General features: G+C 66.5%; 13 protein-coding genes. 9 read left to right on the top strand and 4 right to left on the bottom strand.

Translation table 11 applies throughout. From position 1 onward, the window contains the following. The 6 genes from NP3_RS50115 to NP3_RS44530 form a co-directional block, all read left to right on the top strand. Positions 1–222, top strand: a 222-nt coding sequence (locus NP3_RS50115; protein ID WP_218025069.1) for a hypothetical protein, incomplete at its 5' end; no start/stop codon positions are given. Between the two features lie 4 nt (positions 223–226). After that, positions 227–427: a hypothetical protein gene (locus NP3_RS44550; RefSeq protein WP_063047735.1), complete on the top strand. Its 201-nt coding sequence runs from the start codon at positions 227–229 to the stop codon at positions 425–427. A 17-nt stretch (positions 428–444) separates the two neighbouring features. Further along, on the top strand, positions 445–864 hold the full coding sequence (locus NP3_RS44545; protein WP_063047734.1) for a hypothetical protein: 420 nt from the start codon (positions 445–447) through the stop codon (positions 862–864). Between the two features lie 687 nt (positions 865–1,551). Further along, positions 1,552–3,150: a hypothetical protein gene (locus tag NP3_RS44540; protein ID WP_063047733.1), complete on the top strand. Its 1,599-nt coding sequence runs from the start codon at positions 1,552–1,554 to the stop codon at positions 3,148–3,150. Between the two features lie 101 nt (positions 3,151–3,251). After that, entirely contained in the window at positions 3,252–3,557 is a 306-nt protein-coding gene (locus NP3_RS44535) for a hypothetical protein (RefSeq protein WP_157124972.1), read from the top strand. Between the two features lie 218 nt (positions 3,558–3,775). After that, on the top strand, positions 3,776–4,198 hold the full coding sequence (locus NP3_RS44530) for a DUF4326 domain-containing protein (protein WP_063047731.1): 423 nt from the start codon (positions 3,776–3,778) through the stop codon (positions 4,196–4,198). A gap of 455 nt (positions 4,199–4,653) precedes the next feature. On the opposite strand, the gene NP3_RS44525 is transcribed toward NP3_RS44530, so the two are convergent. From NP3_RS44525 to NP3_RS44510, 4 genes are read right to left on the bottom strand one after another with little or no spacing between them, the layout of a single operon-like run. Continuing rightward, positions 4,654–5,955: a hypothetical protein gene (locus tag NP3_RS44525; protein WP_063047730.1), complete on the bottom strand. Its 1,302-nt coding sequence runs from the start codon at positions 5,953–5,955 to the stop codon at positions 4,654–4,656. After that, positions 5,955–7,025 carry an AAA family ATPase gene (locus NP3_RS44520; RefSeq protein ID WP_063047736.1) on the bottom strand — a complete coding sequence of 357 codons (1,071 nt, stop codon included), beginning with the start codon at positions 7,023–7,025 and terminating at the stop codon, positions 5,955–5,957. The genes NP3_RS44525 and NP3_RS44520 overlap by 1 nt, the downstream gene beginning before the upstream one ends. Further along, complete coding sequence (locus tag NP3_RS44515; protein ID WP_063047729.1) at positions 7,022–9,049, bottom strand: TnsB C-terminal domain-containing protein; 2,028 nt, start codon at positions 9,047–9,049, stop codon at positions 7,022–7,024. The genes NP3_RS44520 and NP3_RS44515 overlap by 4 nt, the downstream gene beginning before the upstream one ends. Beyond that, positions 9,049–9,810, bottom strand: a complete 762-nt coding sequence (locus tag NP3_RS44510) for a TnsA-like heteromeric transposase endonuclease subunit (RefSeq protein WP_245721383.1) — start codon at positions 9,808–9,810, stop codon at positions 9,049–9,051. Before NP3_RS44510 ends, NP3_RS44515 begins: the two co-directional genes overlap by 1 nt. A gap of 287 nt (positions 9,811–10,097) precedes the next feature. On the opposite strand from NP3_RS44510, the gene mobF reads away from it, so the two are divergent. From mobF to NP3_RS44495, 3 genes are all read left to right on the top strand, one after another. After that, a complete protein-coding gene (gene mobF, locus NP3_RS44505) occupies positions 10,098–15,710 on the top strand; it encodes a MobF family relaxase (RefSeq protein WP_063047727.1) in 5,613 nt (1,870 codons plus the stop codon). 600 nt (positions 15,711–16,310) lie between these two features. Next, a complete protein-coding gene (locus tag NP3_RS51025; protein ID WP_157124970.1) occupies positions 16,311–17,426 on the top strand; it encodes a hypothetical protein in 1,116 nt (371 codons plus the stop codon). Further along, a complete protein-coding gene (locus tag NP3_RS44495; protein WP_063047725.1) occupies positions 17,423–18,607 on the top strand; it encodes an SNIPE associated domain-containing protein in 1,185 nt (394 codons plus the stop codon). The genes NP3_RS51025 and NP3_RS44495 overlap by 4 nt, the downstream gene beginning before the upstream one ends. The last annotated feature ends 47 nt before the right edge of the window (positions 18,608–18,654 follow it).

Here is an 18,654-nt window from a genome sequence, read left to right as displayed (position 1 = left end):
GCCGCGCTGGCTGCGGCGCTGGCCGAGCTGGCACCCGAGGACTGGGCGTGGCTGGGGTTGCTGTACCGCGGCCACGCCCAGTCACCCGACGCCGCCCTGTCCAGGGTTCTCGCCCTCGCCGCGGCCCGCCTCGGCACCGCCGACACCCGTCCTCGATCACTGGGCGTGCCCAGCCACCGGCGTCGAGGTTCTCGAGGTCCCGGTCGATGTCGAGGTCGGTGACTGGGTGCGTCGCCCGGTCCGCGAGGACTGCTACGACCTGCGGCTGCACGCCGAACCGAACCCGGCCACCGACGTGCTGCGCACCACCAGCGAGGCGATCGCGGCCCGCGCCCGCCGCCGACCAGACCGCCACCCCGGTTTCGAGACCGTTACCGCAGCGGTGACCGGCACCGGGACCGGCGCGCACGGCCGGTTGGTGGCCTGACGGGGGAGGGCGATGCAGTGAGCGCAGACGACCGACGCGAGACGGCCACGATCCAGATCCGGTTCCTGCGCCACCTGCTCGACCGTCTCGATACCCTCGCCAGCGAGGCCAGCCCGTGGGAGGGGATCCGTCGCCTGCGCGTGGTCATCGCCCAACGCCTCACCGTCATCACCGACACCGAACCGGCCGACCGCGGGGCGGACGGCGGGCAAGAACAGCTCACGCTGATCGCGGTCGAACTGCACCGGCTGCGCCGCACCGCGACCGCGGCCACGATCACTACCCGCGGCGGGCACCGCCACCGTGTCCGCGTCCTGGCGGTCGGTCACCGCCACACCGTCGTCCACACCCACGGTGGCCTCGGGCTCGCCACGGTGCTGATGCCACTGCGGTTCATCGAATCGGTGGACTCGCTCGAATCCGCCGCGCGGCACTGACTCCTTCCCGGCATAGCCACCGACCGCCACAGGAGCTCACCCGCGACCATGCGCCCTCGCGGGCCGCAGCCCAAGAACGGTTCGAACTCGCGCGCACTATCGCCGGGCCTTCGCGCGGTGAGCGCACCAGAGCAGCGACAGACAACAGGGCGCGATACCCATCGACTCCCCCAACTTTCCCGCGCCCGAACACATCGCGGCCCCGCTGCTCGTCGCCCACGGTCCCGAAGTCGAGTTCCTGACCGGGATTGGGATCGGCGGCAATCCCCATATCCTCGACACCGGCGGACTCCGGCCTTCGCGTTCGTGGCGGTGACTCGCGGGGAGGTGCTGAGCGCGTGAGCGGGCGGGTGTGGCGGTTGGTGAGGGCTGATCGTCTGGCCGTCTGCCCCGCCTTTCTGAGTGCTACCAGCGCGTGATCCCGCCACGGCTGCGGGCCCGCGCCCGGCCGTCACCGAATTCGCCCGGCGCGCCGCATGCCTGGTCTGCGGCGGTCGCGGTGGTGTGCGCAGCGAATTCGGCACCGTCCGTTCCGGCGCGTTCCCTCCGCCGTGTCGGGCTCCCACCCTGGTCGGCCGCACTCAGGCGGGTCAGACGACCAGCCGCCCAGCCCCGTGCCGGGGTTACGTTCGAGTGTGTGCGTCCGGTGCGGGGCCGAGCTGTTTCCACGACAGAACAGGAACCGTGATGACCGCAACGTTTAACGCACCCGATACCGTCACCGACACTGTCACAGATACCGTCAGCGACCTCGCCGACACCGTTTCTCCGTTCGCTGCCGCGCTCGGGGAGATCGAATACCTCCTGGACACCGATCCCGATGCCGCGCGCGAACGCTTCGCCGCCGCACTGGCCCTGGCCTCCCGGGACGAGCGTGAATTCCTCGACCGCGCCGCCGAGTTCATGACCCGGTCCCCATGGAAGACCGCCGCGCGTCAGCTGGGGTGGATGGCCAAGAGCCGCCCCGAACTCCGGTCTATGATCATCGACCACACCGCTGAGGGTGACCCCGGACTGCACCGGCCCGAACTGCCCCCACAGTCCGAGACCTCGATCGAGGCCGCCGAATGGGTGCGCCGCTCCATTCGCGAGCGCCGATACCGTGACCGCTACACCGCCACCCCTAGCGCGGCGACCGACGCCGCCCGCTACCAACCCGAGAAGGTCGCCGCCCGCCGTGCCCGCATCCCCGCCCCCATCAACGGGGTAGTCAGTCTGCGCCATCGCGGGCGGGACCTGGAGGTGGCCGAACGTCGCCACCGCGAATACGCGGGCTATGCGGCGCAGCGTTTGTACGCGATCGACACCGCCGTCGAGGACGACCGCACCCCGCCGGTGCCCGACCCCCGGAAAAAGGCCGGAACGGTGTGGGCGCACGTGCAGGCCGAGTTGTGGGACCGCTCCTACTTCCTGCACATCGCCGAGTCCTACACCGAAAACGACCGGCACCTGCTCGCCCCCTCGATCCCCGAGCGGCACACCGGACACAGCGACCGCCACACCGGCCTCGAGGACGCCGCACGAGAATTCCTGCGCGACCACGACACCGAACCCGAACCGTGGTCGCGGATACGGCGCGCGTGTGCCCGCCGCAGCCGCCCGCAGGTGCCGCCACGGATCACCCCGGCCGACCAATCACGCTTCGCCGCCCGCCGCACCGGGATCCCGGTACCCAGCGACCGCGACGAGTATCTGCCCTACAGCGAACTCGACATCCGTGAATCCACCTGGCAGGGCTCAGGGTTGGACTACGACCTCGCCGCCATGACCCCGTATCTCGGGTGGCCCTGCGTCGGATGCTGGATCGACCGGCCCGCCCGCGACCGCCGCCCCCTGCACTCCCGTGACGGTCTCCCGATCAGCGACGACGGACTCTGCGACGTCTGCCGCGCCGACGGCCACCCCGCCATCCCCGCTCTGCCCTCCCTGTCCGCCGAGTTCGACATGCAGACCTTCGTCGAATCCCGCTGCGCGCACATCGCCGCCACCCACCCCGCGCAAGCGCGGGCCTTGCTCGACCGGGTGCGCGCCGCCGCCGCGAACACCGGACCGACCTGGCGACTGATCACCCGATGGATCGCGATGAACCTCGGCCAGCCCGAACCCGCACCCCGGACCACTACGCGACGGCCACGACGCGCAGGCTCCGCGCTCGGAGCCGGGCAGCGCATCGGACGCTGCGACGCCTGCGCCCGCAACGGTGTCGTGCACGCCGACAACTACTGCACCAACTGCCGCATCGACCTCGGACTCGTCCCCGCCACCCGCACCCCATCGGTGGCCTGACCCACCCCGCTCCGCTCCACCCACTGTTCGCCGGTCCGCCGCGGTGTCGACACCCCCGCGGCGGACCGGCCCACCATCTGCCGACCGACAGGAGCACGACAGTGCATCGACTACCGACCCGAGCGCGCCGCGCCCTTCACGCGCTGCGTGATGCTGTGCTCGCACCCCGCCCGAGCTGGGTTCGGGTGCGGGTCTACCTCAACCTCGACCCGACCGCCCTCTTGACCGGGTACCGGCCCGGCACGCCCGTAACGCTGGCCTACACCTACCAGTTGCGCGTCGACCGCGCCGCCGACACCCACGAGGTTCTGCTCGAACGCGTCTTCGCCGCGTTCAACGACCACCCGAACACGACGACGACCAGATCCACACCGACACCTGGTACGCCAAAGGACTCCAGGGCGTGACAGGACTGCGCTCCCTGTCGGTCGGCGACATCGTCGGACTCGACGAACGCCACTACACCTGCCAGTCCCGCGGATGGACACCCCTCCCCGCCCCACCGGACTGACCAGCCCCATCCACCACCACACCCACCATCCGTCTCTGGTTCCGGTGCCCGGACCGCAGGCGACGGGTAGCACCCCTCGATCCGACCACCCCAAACCGGAAGGGACCGCTCGCCATGCCTCACCTGCCACCGCCCACCGACCCCGCGCACCTGACCATCACCGAGCTGCACCAGACCCTCGCGACCGGGCACGCGGTCGTGGTATCGATGCGCGCCTCCGCCGGACACGCGCACCTGATCGCCTGGGCACGTCGCCACCGCCTGTTCGTACCCATCGACCGCACCAGCGTCTGGGGCAACCCCTACATCATCGGACGCGACGGCAACCGCGACGACGTGATACGCGCTCACGCCCGACACCTCACCGACCGACCCGACCTCCTCGCCCGCCTTCGTCGCGGTGAACTCGCCCACCGAATCCTCGGCTGCTGGTGCGCACCCCAACCCTGCCACGGCCACACCCTCGCCGCCCTCACCCTCGATCCCGGCCACGACCCGCTCGCGGCACCTCAGACCCGACCGCCACGGCGAGCGTGACCGACCCGCGCGCACCCCGACGGCTCTGAACGCGGTAGGGACCCGATCACCCGCTCCGATCCCTACCGGCCTCCCTCCAGCAACACCATCACCGATCGCCCCCACACCCGCTTCCCACTTGTCCCCACCCATCCACAACCCAACCTGACCATCTACCTCCCCTCACCATCTACACTCTTGTCCGTTCCGGACGATCCTCGCGGGGCTCGAATCGCTGACCTGCGGCCCGAAATCTATTCAGTGCCTGGACTTCTCCGTCTTGTCCGGACCTAGGTTGCGGATTGTTGGGGGTTCATGGCTATTTCCAGTGGATCCCGCCCGATGGGCCGGAAACGAGATAGGACGACGGCCTCGTCCCGCTTCGAACGGTTCTGAGCGGGCGGCCCTCAGTCGGCGCGGTGATGTCTGGATTCACCAAGGCGACGCCCGGCCGTCTTCACGCCTATTCATTGAGATCAGAACTGCCGTCGCCGTCGAAGACGGCGTGGGCTGGGTGTGAAGTAGGGTTTTTCGCTTACTGACCATGGCCGCGGTTTGGGATCTTGTCGTGGCTGCGCCGCTGGCCAAGGGGCAGGTTCGGTGGCTTCGGCGAGGTAATCGGTCGGTGCGGGTTCAGGCCGGATGAATGCGAATCGTCCTGCTGTGCTTTGGTTCTCGCGTGTGGCGGATTGCGCCGGGGTGATCGGCACTGTTGCCGTGTCTTTGACCGCGCTTTCGAACAGGGTGTTCTGCTCGGCCCACTCGCGGGTGATGACTGGTGCGAGGCTGCGGTGGTGCAGCATGGCGTCGCCGCCGCAGCGGTGCTGGGCGAACCATGCGGCGCTGGTGAAGCGAGCATCCTCATTGCGTGGCTGAGGTTTTCGGTAGCTGGGTCCGCCGAAGGTGCGTTGGGTCCGGTAGTCGTGCAGAGGTCGGCTCGGTGGCCGCCAGCAGTCCTGATCGATCCAGTGCGCGATGGCGTCGCCTGTGATCTGTGGCTGGTAGTCGGGTCGGCCGAGACGCCGCCCGATCTCGGCGGCGAATCGTCGTTGCATGTCCGGGTCACCCGCGGCCAGACCTCGCCAGTGCAGCGATCCGAGAACCTCGGCGATATCGACGGTTTCGGGGTAGGTGGCAGCGAACAACTTCGACGCAGTGAAGGTTGTCAGCTCTGTGCCGATCGGGATCAGCCGCTGTGCCCGCCTGGCCCATTGATGCCGTGCGTCCCCGCGTGGAGGTTCTTCTCGTGCGCTCCATCGGTGGGCGCAGATGAGGAAGCCGGTGAGCACGGCATCGAAGGTCGCTGCCGGTCCGAGGCGACGTAACAGTCGCAGATGTGCGCGCTGCGCGGCAACAACTTCCGGCAATTCACCCAGTCCGGGTTGTGAGAATCCGGTCAGGTCGGGTGGCCCGATCCAGATCCGATGGCGCAGGCAGACCAGCTGGTGGTGGCCCAGCAGCTGCAGGGGCGCGCCGCCGGGATGGGCGGCGGCGCAGCGCCCGCAACCGTGTTGAGGTTCGTGACGCAGCGCGAGCCAGTCCGGTTCCGGCTCGCGCATTTCGATGATCGCGTGGGCCAGCCGTTCCCGGGGCTGGTCGACGACAGCGGCGAACCGGTCCGGGTCGAGTCGGCGGGTGCTGGTGCCGTTGCGGGGTCGGCTGACCTGGGTCCAGAGTTCGGTGAACGCCATCTCGTGCAGACCAGCGAGCCGGGTGAGGTAGGAGACCGCGATCTCGTTGGTGGCTGGTCGGATTCGGATCGGCAGCCGCGATCCCATCAGGCGCTCACTTCCCCGCGGCCGGCACTCGGGCGCCGACGTGGTGGCTCGCTGCGTGTGGCGGCGTAGTCGACGGGGATCTCCTCGAGCAGAGCTCGGGTGATCTTCTCGCTGCCGTCGTCGATGGCGAGGATGGCCGCGCCGCGGATCAGTTGCGAGAGCGTGCCGATCATGCCGCCGGTGCGCTGATAGAGATATTCGCTGAGATTCACCAGGGTGCCTGGTTTGTGGCGGTGCAGATGAAGCATGCCTTCGAGTGAAGCGACCAGGGCGTGCCATGCTTGGCGTTGTTCGCCTGTGCCGTAGGCGAATGCGGTCGAGCCGATGAGGGTGAACCGTCCGGCGATCTGGCGTCCTCGGACCCCGGCGAACAATCCTTGGGCTTCGACCTCGATCCCGGCGTAGGCGAAGGTCGCGGGCAGGCGTTCGGCGAAGTACTTGAGTTGGTCGGAGACCTCGGCCCCGGAGCGGGTGGCCAGGTTCAGGTTGTGTATCTCATCGACCAGCACCAGATCCACGTTCGTTCGCGCCGCGGTGGCGCAGACCGCGTTGACGATGTCGGGCATGTTCGCGCGGCTGCCGAACTCGAGCCCGAAGAACCGAGCGAACTCGACCGCGAGCATTCGCGGTGTGGCCGCCGGTGGGACGGTGACATAGACGACCGGGATCCGGTTGTGTCCGGCCGGGCCGGGGTAGCGTTTGCCGATCGCGCGTTCATGGGTGCGGCCCAGCTGGGTCAGTGCTGTGGTTTTGCCCGTCCCGGAGGCTCCGGACAGGATCAACCCTCGCCGCGCGGAGACCTGCCCGCGGTTGAGCTGGGCCAGCATCCGGCCGGTGCGCAGCACTTGCCGGATGGTCGGGGTGTTCACCAGCGGCAGCTGCCCGTGATAGTCGCGGCGAGCTTCCTCGACACCGAGGCGGTGTGCTCGCGACAACCCTTTCACCGCAACGGGATCCAGGAGTGTGGGTGGTTCGGGCTGGTAGTCGACGAACCGCCGCCAGCCCTCCTTGGTGGTCAACGGTTCGTCTGCGGGCAGCGCGTCGGCATCGTCGCCGATGTGACCGGTCATATCCATCTTTCTGCTTCGGCGTCGGCGTCGAAGACGCCGAACGCGACCACCTCGGCTGTCTCGGACTTCGGTTGTCGTTGTGCTGCAGGCTCTTCGATCTCGGTGGCAGACTCCGGGGTGGTTTTGCGGTGTGCGGATGTCGCGGCGCGGGTGCGGGCAGCGATCTTGTGGCTGGTGGTGTCGGGGCCGTGCTCGGCTCGGGTCAACAAGTCATCGAGGGCGCGGGCGATCTCGGTTTCGGTAACGTCGCGGCCGGATTCAGCGACCAGGCGCCGCGCGTGGCGCCAGGTGAAGTCGGCGAACGGGGCAGCGACCATCGGCAGATGCGTCCATGCGACGGTGATCCAGCCGCCGTCGTGGTGGTTGCGGACGAACACCCGAGACAGGTCGTAGGGGTCGTAGTGCACTTCCCACAACCCTCGCTTGACCGCCAGCCCCGACGGCTGGCGCCGGTAGCGGCCCAACTCCGGGCTGTCATAGACGCGGTTGTCGATGCGGATGCCGTAGTCGTTGATCTGTCGCCATTTCACCGGCAGCAATTCCAGATAGTCGGTGCCCGACAATGTGATCGGCAGATAACCCGCCGCCGCGACGAGCGCAGCGTACTTCTCGTTCGGTGACAACTTCCGTCGCGGCGCCGCTGGATCCCGCAAGGCATCGTGGCCGCGGTGCTGCCAATAGATGACCCACTCGTCGAACAGGTCCTGCAACTCGCCGATCGTCCAGACCGCCTCGACACCGCGCCCGCGCAAGGTCGGGTTCGCGCCCTTGAACCCCGCGACATGTTGGGCGAACAGGGTTTTGATCGCGGTGAAGGTTGCCTCGACGACGGCCTTGTCGGTCGGGGTGCCTTTGCGGGCGGGCTGGATGGAGATGCCCAGCCGCTCGCAGGCCCGCTCGAAGACCTCCGAGACGAAAACCTTGCCGTGATCGATGACGACCTGATCCGGAACGATCACCGGCCGCGCCGCCGCCTCCCGCATCCGTGCGTCGATCGACAGCAGCCGCTGATGCGGCAGCACCGACGACGCCATCCGCATCGCAGCGGCCCAGCCCGGTCGCATCGGCTCGGGCACCATCATCTTCGCCAGCAGCAGCGACGCGTCGACCGCTTTCGTGCCGACCGGCCGCAACACTCCCGCGCAGAGACTGCGAGTGGCGACATCGACCGCGATCGTGAGATCGGCGCGGACCGGGACGCCGTCTTCGGCCAGCACCATCACATCGATTGGGGTGGAGTCGATCTGGACCTGTTCGCCCGGCCGCATCGCGAAGGTCGGTGTGAACATCCCATCCGGGCGGTTGGCCAGCTGCCGTCGCGTCACCGCCGACCCGAACGTGTGCCGCCCCACCGAGAGCCGATCGATCAGAACATAGAACGCGCTGCGGCCCGGCAACGGGACCACCCCCGGACCGTGGATCTCCTCCACCCTCTTGATCACGCGGCGGATCAGCCGCGAGCGGGTGCCGGTGGATTGCGTGGTCTCAGCGTCGAGCATCTCCTCGATCACCTCGACCAGCCGAGGATCGCTCTGACCGGTCATCTCGACGCTCCGCGTCACGCGCTGGTCGACCAGGCCCCACAACCCTTGCGCGGCATAGCGGGCGCGCTTGGCTTCGATCGTGCGCAGCGACACCCCCAACTCGGCGGCCTTGGCCCGCTGCCGCTGCGCCAGTGACGTCACCGCCGGGTCGTAGCCCTCCCGCGGTCGCGCCCCCGGCACTGGATTCGGTGGCAACCCGGTATCGACCTCGACGACATGCTCGCGCCACCGTTGCGCCGCGGCAACCACATCCGCAGGCAACATATCCAGCAGCCCGAACGGCTCGACCGCGGGCAGCGACGCAGCGTCGAGCACCGTGAAGTCCATGGCGGCCATCAAATGCGCGGCCAGCACCACCTGCTCGGCACCCGAGTCCGCCCGCAAACGCACCGAGGTGCCCGACAGGCCCACCACCACATGCTCGTCGCCATCGAAGACAACCCGATCGCCCACCCGCAACACCGGACGCCTCACCCCCATCAGAACACCCGCCCCTGCGAGACGACCTCCGTGTCCGGCGACAGCGGTATCGACACATCCGCGTGCAACCGGTGATGCCACAACAGGTGAAACAACACCGGCAGCACCGCAATCGGGTCACCAACCGACTCAGCCCCTGCCATCAACCCGCCCGGCACCTCGAACACCACGAGCAAGCCAGCAGTGATCTCAGGTAAGTCATGACGGGGATGCCGATAGCCCGCCAACCACCGAAGGTTCGCCGACACAACCGGATCCACCGCTCCAGCGACCTCATACCGCCAACCGAGGACCTCGCATGCGACACCAGTCGCGGTGAACGCCTCAGCATCCCGCGGTTTGATCCGGTCGACGGGGCGACAGTCCATCACCAACGCTGCACCATCAGAACAGCGGGCAAAGTAGTCCGGCGCATGCGAGCGACGCTTGCCCTCCGGCGTCGTCCAGAACAACCAGAACGGCTGCGCCGCGATACCGACCACATCGGGATCGAAGTCCAACAGCATCAACCGATCTCGCTCCAACCACGACTCGTACCCGACCAAGCCTCCGGTAGTGGCCGTCCACCAACGACCCACATGATTGCGCTGCCCCTTGTAAGCCGGAAACCCCCGCACCGGCAAGCAATCCTCGAACAGCACAGAACACGCATCAGCCAACACGAACCGCTGCTCACCGGATTCAACATCGACACAAGCGATCTCGAACTCCCCGACCGGCGGCGACCCCGCGCCGCCGGTGACCACACTCAGGCTCGACACGGCCACGCAGTCTGCCCCCTACAGCGGCCCTACGTCCTCAGAACCCGCAATCTATGTCCGAACTCCGCAACCACCCCCGCAAACTACCCCCGGACACCGCAAACTATCTCCGTACAGAACAACTCTCAATCCACACCCTCACCTCTCCCCATTTCCACTATCCAACATGCACACCTCTTTCATTCGAGGTAACGATTTGATAACGACCAGGCGTTTTGCTTGATTTGACGAAAAGATAGTCAAATCCAACCCTGGCATAAATGGCCTGTTCCGTGCTTGATGGATATATGACCGCGACCATTCATAAAGTCGCGGCGGGCAATGGGTATCAATATTATCTGCGCAATGTCGCCGCGAATGATGTGTCGGCTCGTGGCCGTTCCAGCCTCGCCGACTATTACTCCGCTCATGGGGAAGCTCCGGGCCGCTGGCACGGCACGGGCCTGGACACCTTGGGCCTGCAACCCGGTGCGGAAGTCACCGAGGAACAGATGAAATCCCTGTTCGGGCTGGGACGTCATCCGAACGCGGAGGTGATCGAAGCCCGTGTCTACGACAGCGAGATCGGCAAGGGAGCCAAGCATAAAGACGCTGCGCGTGCCGCCGATCAAGCGTCGCGTTTAGGTAATCCGTTCCGGGTTTATGCCGAGGTTTCCGAATTCCGCAAACGGTGCGCGGACGCTTTCACGCGACACAATATCAAGCACGGATTCGACCCCCATGACGCCATTAGCGATGACGAACGCGCACGGATTCGGACCCGTGTCGCGTTCGACATGTTCTGCGAAACCTACGATCGCCCGCCACTGAATGAGCGGGAATTGTCGGGGTGGGTGGCGCAAAACTCGCGCCCGAACACCGTCGCGGTCGCCGGTTTCGACATCACGTTCTCCCCGGTGAAGTCGGTATCGGCGTTGTGGGCGCTCGCCCCGCGGACGGTCGCGGAGAAGGTCGAGCTCGCGCACCGACGTGCGGTACACGACGCCCTCGCCTGGTTGGAAGAGCACGCGATCTTCACCAGACTCGGCCGCAACGGTGTCCGCCAAGTCGATGTGCAGGGCATCGTGGCCGCGTGTTTCACCCACCGCGACAGCCGGGCCGGGGATCCGGACCTGCACACCCACGTGCTCATTGCCAACCGGGTCCGCACCCACGACGGCAAATGGCGAACCCTCGATGGCACCGCGATCTACCGCGCGGTGGTCACCGTCTCGGAGATCTACAACACCCGCCTGGAACACCACCTCGAAGATCTGGTGGGTGTCGAGTTCGCCGAGCGCCCCACCACCGATCCGTCCAAGCGGCCGATCCGCGAAATCGTGGGCATCCCAACCCCGTTGATCGAGGCGTGGTCACGACGCGAAGCCGCGATCAAAGAACGCGTCGGGAAACTCGCGGCACGGTTTCAACACCGGTTCGACCGCGAACCGACCCCCACCGAAATGTATGCCCTCGCCCAGCAGGCGACCCTGGAAACCCGACCGCCCAAACATCTTTTGCGGTCACTGGCCGAGCAGCGCAGCACCTGGCGATCCCAAGCGATGGCTATGCTCGGCGGCCGCGAAGCACTCTCGGAGATGATCGTCGCTGTCGTGAATCCGGTACGGCAACAGCGTGTCGCGGTGACGACGGCGTGGATCAACCGGACCGCGCAGCGGGTCATCGAGGTGGTTTCCGAGCACCGCTCCACCTGGACTGCCACCAATCTGCGCGCCGAAATCGAACGCCAACTCCGCGGCCACGTACGCGGCCAGGACTGGGAACACGCCGCCGAAGCGGTCCTGGCCGAAACACTCTCACCCGAGCATGTGATCGCCCGCGGTGACCCCGATCTGACCGACCAACCCGAACTGCGAACGGTGCCAGAACTATTGCGTCGCCGCGACAGCACCAGCGTCTACACCAGCGCCGGCGCGCAGGTCTACACCTCGGCCAGGATGTTGTCGGTCGAACAGCAACTGATCGACCTGTCGGTGCAGCCCGGCGCACGACAGTTACCGATGGATGCGGTCACCGCGGCGGTGCACCGCTACAACACCCGGCATCCGGATCGGCCGCTGAATGCCGGGCAGATCGGCGTGATCCGAGGGTTCGCCTCGTCTGGTTTGCGGGTGCGAACGACCAACGCTCCGGCGGGAACGGGCAAGACCACTGCGATGGCGGTGCTCACCGACGCCTGGCATACCAGCGGCGGCCGGGTCCTCGGGTTGGCGCCGACCGCGTCCGCGGCCGCCGAATTGGGCAAAGCGATCGGCGCACGGGTGGAGACCGTCGACAAGGTGCTCGACGTCCTGGACCGCCACACACCCAACCGCAACAACCCCGCGCTGGACCGCGAACAGCCACCGTCACTACCGCAATGGATCCTCGACATCGACCCCGACACGCTGGTGATCGTCGACGAGCACGTCAAGATCGGCAACCTCAAACGCCTACGCCTACTGCGATTCCTGACCGACCGCGGCGCGACGATCCGCTGCATTGGCGACCCACACCAGCTCGCATCAATCGAAGCCGGCGGCGCCGACACCGACATGGACGCCGCCGCACCCGAAGCGAGCATGACACTGACCCATGTCGTGCGGTTCGCCTCGAACGCCGAAGCGACCGCGAGTTTGCAACTACGCGAAGGGGATCCGGCCGCGCTCGCTTGGTATCTGGACAACGGCCGCATCCACGCCGGGCACGAAGGCGCCACCCACGACGACGCCTACACCGCCTGGATCACCGACCACCTCGCCGGTCGCGACACCATCATGCTCGCCGCCACTCACGACATTGTGACCGAACTGAATGCTCGCGCTCGCGCCGACCGCATAGCCCGCGACGGCGGTGTCGTGGGCGCGGAAACTTTTCTCACCGACGGCCTCCGGGCGTCGGTCGGGGACACGATCCGCACCCGGCGCAACCACCGACGACTGCGCCTCGGTACCGACGATTGGGTCCGCAACGGCTACACCTGGACCGTCGCCGCCGTGCACGCGGATGGCAGTGTGACCGCGACGCATCTGCGTTCGGACAACAAACTCGGTCACAGCGTGCGCCTTCCCGCAGACTATGTCGCGACGCATGTGCGTCTCGGGTACGCGACAACGATCGATTCCGCGCAAGGAATCACCACCGATTCGTGTCATGTCGCGCTCACCGGAGGTGAGTCACGCCAACAGCTTTACGTCGCGCTCACTCGCGGAATCCACGCCAACCACGCCTACGTACCGACCGCGTTGGACGGCTCCGAAGGTTCGTTCTGGTCCGAACCCGCCGCCTATCCGCGCACCGCCGTGGAAATAATGTTGCGCATTTTCGGGCGCGATGGCGCACAAAAGTCGGCGCACACCGTGCTGCGCGACGCACTCGATCCGCACCAGCGAATCGGTCGCGCACTCGACATCTACCTCGACGCCCTCGGTGTCGCCGCCGAAAACGCCCTCGGCCCCGCGGGACTCGAACGCCTCGACGCCGCCGCTGAAGCGGTGCGACCGAACCTCACCGACAGCCCCGCCTACCCCGTGCTGCGTCAACACTTGGCGATGATCGCGCTGTCCGGACGCGACCCGATCACCGCGTTACACACCGCTGCGAACGCCCGCGAACTCGACACCGCCGATGATGTTGCCGCCGTATTGGACTGGCGTCTGGATCCCTCCGGCGCACACTCCACCATCGGAGCGCCCCTGCCATGGGCGTCGGGGATCCCGCGCGGGCTGCGCGCGGAACTGGACTCCACCCAAGTCACTGCCCGCGCGCGCATCGTCGCCGACCTCTCCACACAAATCCGCACCGACGTACAGACTTGGACACCCGCGTCCGCACCGCACTGGGCACGCCCGCTCATCGGCTCCGACCCGCGGCTGCTCGAAGACCTCGCCGTGTGGCGGGCCTCCTTACACATCGACGACGGCGATCCACGCCTCACCGGACCCGCCCGCTACACCGTGCTCGAACGCGAACACCAACAGCTACTCGACGCACGCGTCACCGACACACTCGGAGATATCCGCCTGCCCGCCAACAAGTGGGCGCCGCTGATCACACGCCTGCAACCCCGCATCCTCACCGACCCGTGGTGGCCGATCCTCGCCGACAAAATCGAGGTCGCCGACCGCTCCGGAATCGACATCCAAACCCGACTGACCCACGCCGCAGCGCTACGAGCGTTGCCCGATGACATGCCCGCCGCGGGCTTGTGGTCGCGACTAGAACTCGAACTCGTCGCCGCCGAGGTCACCGACGCTCACAACCTCACACCCGACTGGACCAACAAAATCCACCAGATCATCGGCGAAGACACCGCGCACCGCGTTATCAACGACCCCGCCTGGCCGCGCCTGGTCGCCGCGATCGACCGCGCCACCGGTACCGACTGGACACCAGCCGAACTCCTCACCACCGCACACGAACTCATCCTCGCCGCCCAACCCGACGACGCGGCGAACCTGCGCCCAGACCAGTACGCCAACGCCCTGGCCTGGCGTATCGACGCACTGCTGCACGAACCCACCCACCCCGACCAACCCGATTCCCACCCCTCCCCGGAGCCCACCATGCACCCACCCGAGCACCCACCACACGATCCCGAGCACCGCGACACCACCGCACAACCGACACCCCGGCCACCGATCCGGCCACTAACCACCAGCACCGTTGACGAAACCCCACTGTCCGAGGACGCCGCAACCATCGCCGCACTGATCCAGACCGGTGACCTGCGCACGGCGCGGCGCGCCTTTCACGACCTCGCCGACACCCTCACCGACGAACAACGCGACATCATCGAACACATCGCGACCACTCTCTACCGCAACCACTTCAGCGTCGCCCTCGCGCGACTACGGTGGGCCGCCGACCAATACCCCGAGCACCGCGAACTCATTCGCGCCTGCACACCCGCCACCGACCCCCATGTCTACCAATCAGACACAGACCGTCACCAGCCACCGAACCAACCCGACCAGCGCATCCGCCCCACCCACCACTATCCCGACCGACAAGACCCCACCCGAGTTCACCCGCCCCGCACCGACACCGAGATCGCCGCCGAACGCGCGAGCCAGGACTACCTCGACACCCACGGCGACCTCGACACCGACCCCGAACACCTACCGATGCCCGACGGAGTTCCGCACCACTACTACCGCGAAAAACTCTGGGAAGACCGCTACCCCGACTCCACCGCACCCGACTACGACCGCCAAACCACCGACAAAACCCAGGCACTGCCGTGCGTGTCCTGTGGCATCACACGCGCCCGAATCGACAGCAGACCGCGCCCGCCGCGCCGCAGCGACGACGGTCTCTGCGGCGAATGCCGAACCGACAATCAACCCGGTATCCCCGACCACCTACCCGCCGAGTACATCCGCGCGCGCTGCGACTACATCGCCAACACCCACCCACCAAACACCATCCTGGGCCTGCTCAAACGCGACTGGCATGCTGCCCGCACCCTCGCCGAACGCCTCGCCATCGCAACCTGGGTCGAACAGCATCCCCTGCCCGACACCTCGACCGAACCATCAGCACCACCGTCCGAGGTTCTCCTCGATGTCTCCGACCCGGTGCAGATGCTCACCGACGACCAACTCTCCCAAGCGATCACCGAAATCAGCCAGCGCATCGCCCTTGCTGAGACCGAAGCCATCCTTTACGGACCCGCACCCGGCACAGGCGCCGCAGACACCGAGACAGCCGCATCCGACACCACCACCTGGCTCCAAGACGAGCTCGTCGAGCTCAACACCGAACAACACCGCCGCAGCCAACTCACTCCCGAACAAACCGCAGCCGAGCACGCCCTACGCACCCGCCACCAGCACCACGACATCACCGACGACACAACAGAATTCGAGCCCGAGCCCCTCGTCGATCCGCCCCTCGGCTACGACGACATAGGGCTGTGAATAAAATGCGCCGACGACATCGGATGCGACACACCCACCACATCAGCCTGACCCGACCTCGGGCATACAGTCGTCCGTGGAGGAATCCGATCGAATTGATCGCCAGGTCGGCAGCAATCAGCTCGACCCGTTCGGCGACATCGTTATGTAGAACGCCGGGTGCCGAATGGCGCGCTACGCCTTCGGTGCGGGCACGAGGGAGTCGGTGTTGACACTGAACGGGAGCGACCCGGCGCATCGGTGACGGACTCGCCGCGCCGGGTGTCGCGTTCCAGTTCCAGGACTTGGAGCACCGAAACTCGCCCGCCGCCACAACGAAGCTCGAGCACTGATAGCCGGAAAGGCTGACTTGTGGCGGGTGTAACGGCGTTGACTCTGTCGCGACAGTAACTGCGGCCGTAGTTGTACGGCCGGATCATGTCGAAATATTCAGAAGAGGGGTGAAGCGCGGTGGCGCGGCGCAGGGGGTTCTTGGCTGAACTGCAGCACCAGCACAGGCTGGCACAGCAACGGCAGGCACAGCAGCAACGAGCAGCGATACGAGCGCACAACACGGCTGTGCGGGAGGCACAACGCTGTGCGCGGGAGCAGCAACGGGCCGTGGCAGCAGCCGTCCGCGCCTCGGCCGCCGAACGCGTGGCGGCGGAGAAGGCCGCCAAGCTCGCCCACACTGCTGCGCGCGAGGCCGAGGTCCAGGAGAAGAATGCACAGCTCGCCGTCACCTACGACGAGATCGACAACCTCCTCGACGCCACGCTGGAAGTCGATGACTGGGTCGATCTCGAGTCTCTACGCGAATCCGCCCCAGACCTGCCCTTTGATCGTCCCGAATTGCTCACACCAGCACCGACCCCCCGCTACCACGCGGTGCCGGATCGCCCGAGCTTCGTGCCACCCGCGCCGCCATCAGGTCTGAGTAGCGCTCTGGGCGGAAACCGAAGGCACACCGCCCAACTGGAGGCAGCGCAACGGGAATACCTCAGCGTTGTGCAGCAGTGGCTGCTGACACTGGCCCGGACATGCGCTGCGAACGCGGAGCTTCGCGCCGGTTGGCGACAGCAGGAAGCCTCGCGTGCCGCGGAGCTGGGCGACGCTCGTCGCCGACTCCAGCAAGCAAACGCCGACCGCCGCAACCAGGTCGAAGAATCGAACGCACGCTTGGACCGGCTGATCGCCGGTTTACGCGACCGCCGGCCCGCCGCGATGGACGAATACGTCGGCATCGTACTGGCCAACTCGATCTACCCCGACACCTTCGAAGTGTCCTACGAACACTCCTTCCACGCGAACGACCGCGAACTACACATCACGGTCTTGGCTCCGCATCCCGACACCTTCCCGACAACGAAAGCGTTCCGCTACAACAAAACTGCCGACGAAATCACCGCAACCATGTTGGCGGCGGCCGAGGTCAAGCGCCGCTACGCATCGGCTATCGCGCAGACCGCGTTGCGGACAGCGCATGAAGTGTTCGAAGCCGATCGGGAAGAAATCATCGACAGCATCGCTCTCACCGTCGCCGTCGACACCGTCGACGGCGCGACCGGCCACGACACCCGCATCGACCTCGTACGGCTGGCCACCGACCGCGCGGATTTCCTGCCGATCGACCTCGCACGGGTAGAGCCGCCAGCCACATTGGCTCACCTCGCCGCCGCGGTATCGAAAAACCCCTACGGGCTGGCGCCCTTGGCAAACCATGGAGTGCGAGGATGAACGACCCCCAAGCCGTGATCGTCGGACTGCGCAAGATGCTGGTCGTCAAGGAACGCGAAGCCGCCGACCTGCAAGACCGCGTCCAAGAACTCACTGCACAACTGCAGAGCCGCCCGGCCTCAGCCGCTACACCGCCTCAGACCCATGCCCAGCTCATCACCGTCGACGACGCACTGGTGCTTCAGGAGGTGGGAATCTACGAATATCACCATCCGTTGGAGAACGCCGAGGGCTACAAGCAAACCCTCGCCGAACTGCGCACCGACATCCGCGAAGCCGTGAAGACCAGCGAGGCCATCGTGGTGGCCAACAAGTTCAGCTTCAACAACTCCCTCGCCGAAGGCCGCCGGTTGACCGCAGATCTGTCCAAGCTCATGCTGCGCGCATACAACGCCGAAGCCGAAAACTGTGTCCGAACCATACGCGCCGGCAACCTCGACACCGCCAAACGACGACTCGACAAAGCCGCCAAAGACATCGAAAAGCTCGGCGCGGCAATGCAGATGCACGTGGCATCGGCCTATCACGCGCTGCGGATCACCGAACTCGAACTCACCGCTGACTACATGACGAAGGTGCAGCAAGAACGAGAAGCGGCCCGTGAGGAACGCGAGCGCCTGCGGGAAGAACGCAAAGTCGAACAAGAACTCGCCGCCGAACGCGAGCGACTCGAAAAAGAACAAGCACACTACCGAGCCGTGCTCCAACGACTCACCGCCACAGGACAAGACACCCGCGACATCGAAGAACAGCTCACCCGCATCACCCAGGCGATCGCACAGAACGACTACCGCGCAGCGAACATCCGCGCAGGCTACGTCTACGTCATCTCCAACATCGGTGCCTTCGGACCCAACGTCGTCAAGATCGGACTGACCCGCCGACTCGAACCACTCGACCGAGTCCGTGAACTCGGCGGAGCGTCCGTCCCCTTCCCCTTCGACGTCCACGCCGTCTACTTCTCCGACGACGCAGTCACACTCGAAAACCAACTCCACAAAGAGTTCGGCGCCGCGCGACTGAACCATGCGAACACTCGCCGGGAATTCTTCTTCGCCACACCGGAACAAGTACGCCGAGTCCTGGCGAAAAAAGTAGGCAACCTCCTCGACTACAACGACTCCCCCGAAGCCACACAATACTTCCAATCCAAGCGGTACTGGCCCGACCGTAGACAGTGAACCTTCTTTTGGATGTTGCTCCAACGTCCACACCCCGGCTGGCCGTA

The sequence above is a fragment of the Nocardia pseudovaccinii NBRC 100343 genome, from assembly GCF_001613225.1.
Classification (GTDB): domain Bacteria; phylum Actinomycetota; class Actinomycetes; order Mycobacteriales; family Mycobacteriaceae; genus Nocardia; species Nocardia pseudovaccinii.
The sequence above is the reverse complement of the archived record's forward strand: the minus strand, read 5'-3'. Positions and strand labels throughout refer to the sequence as shown.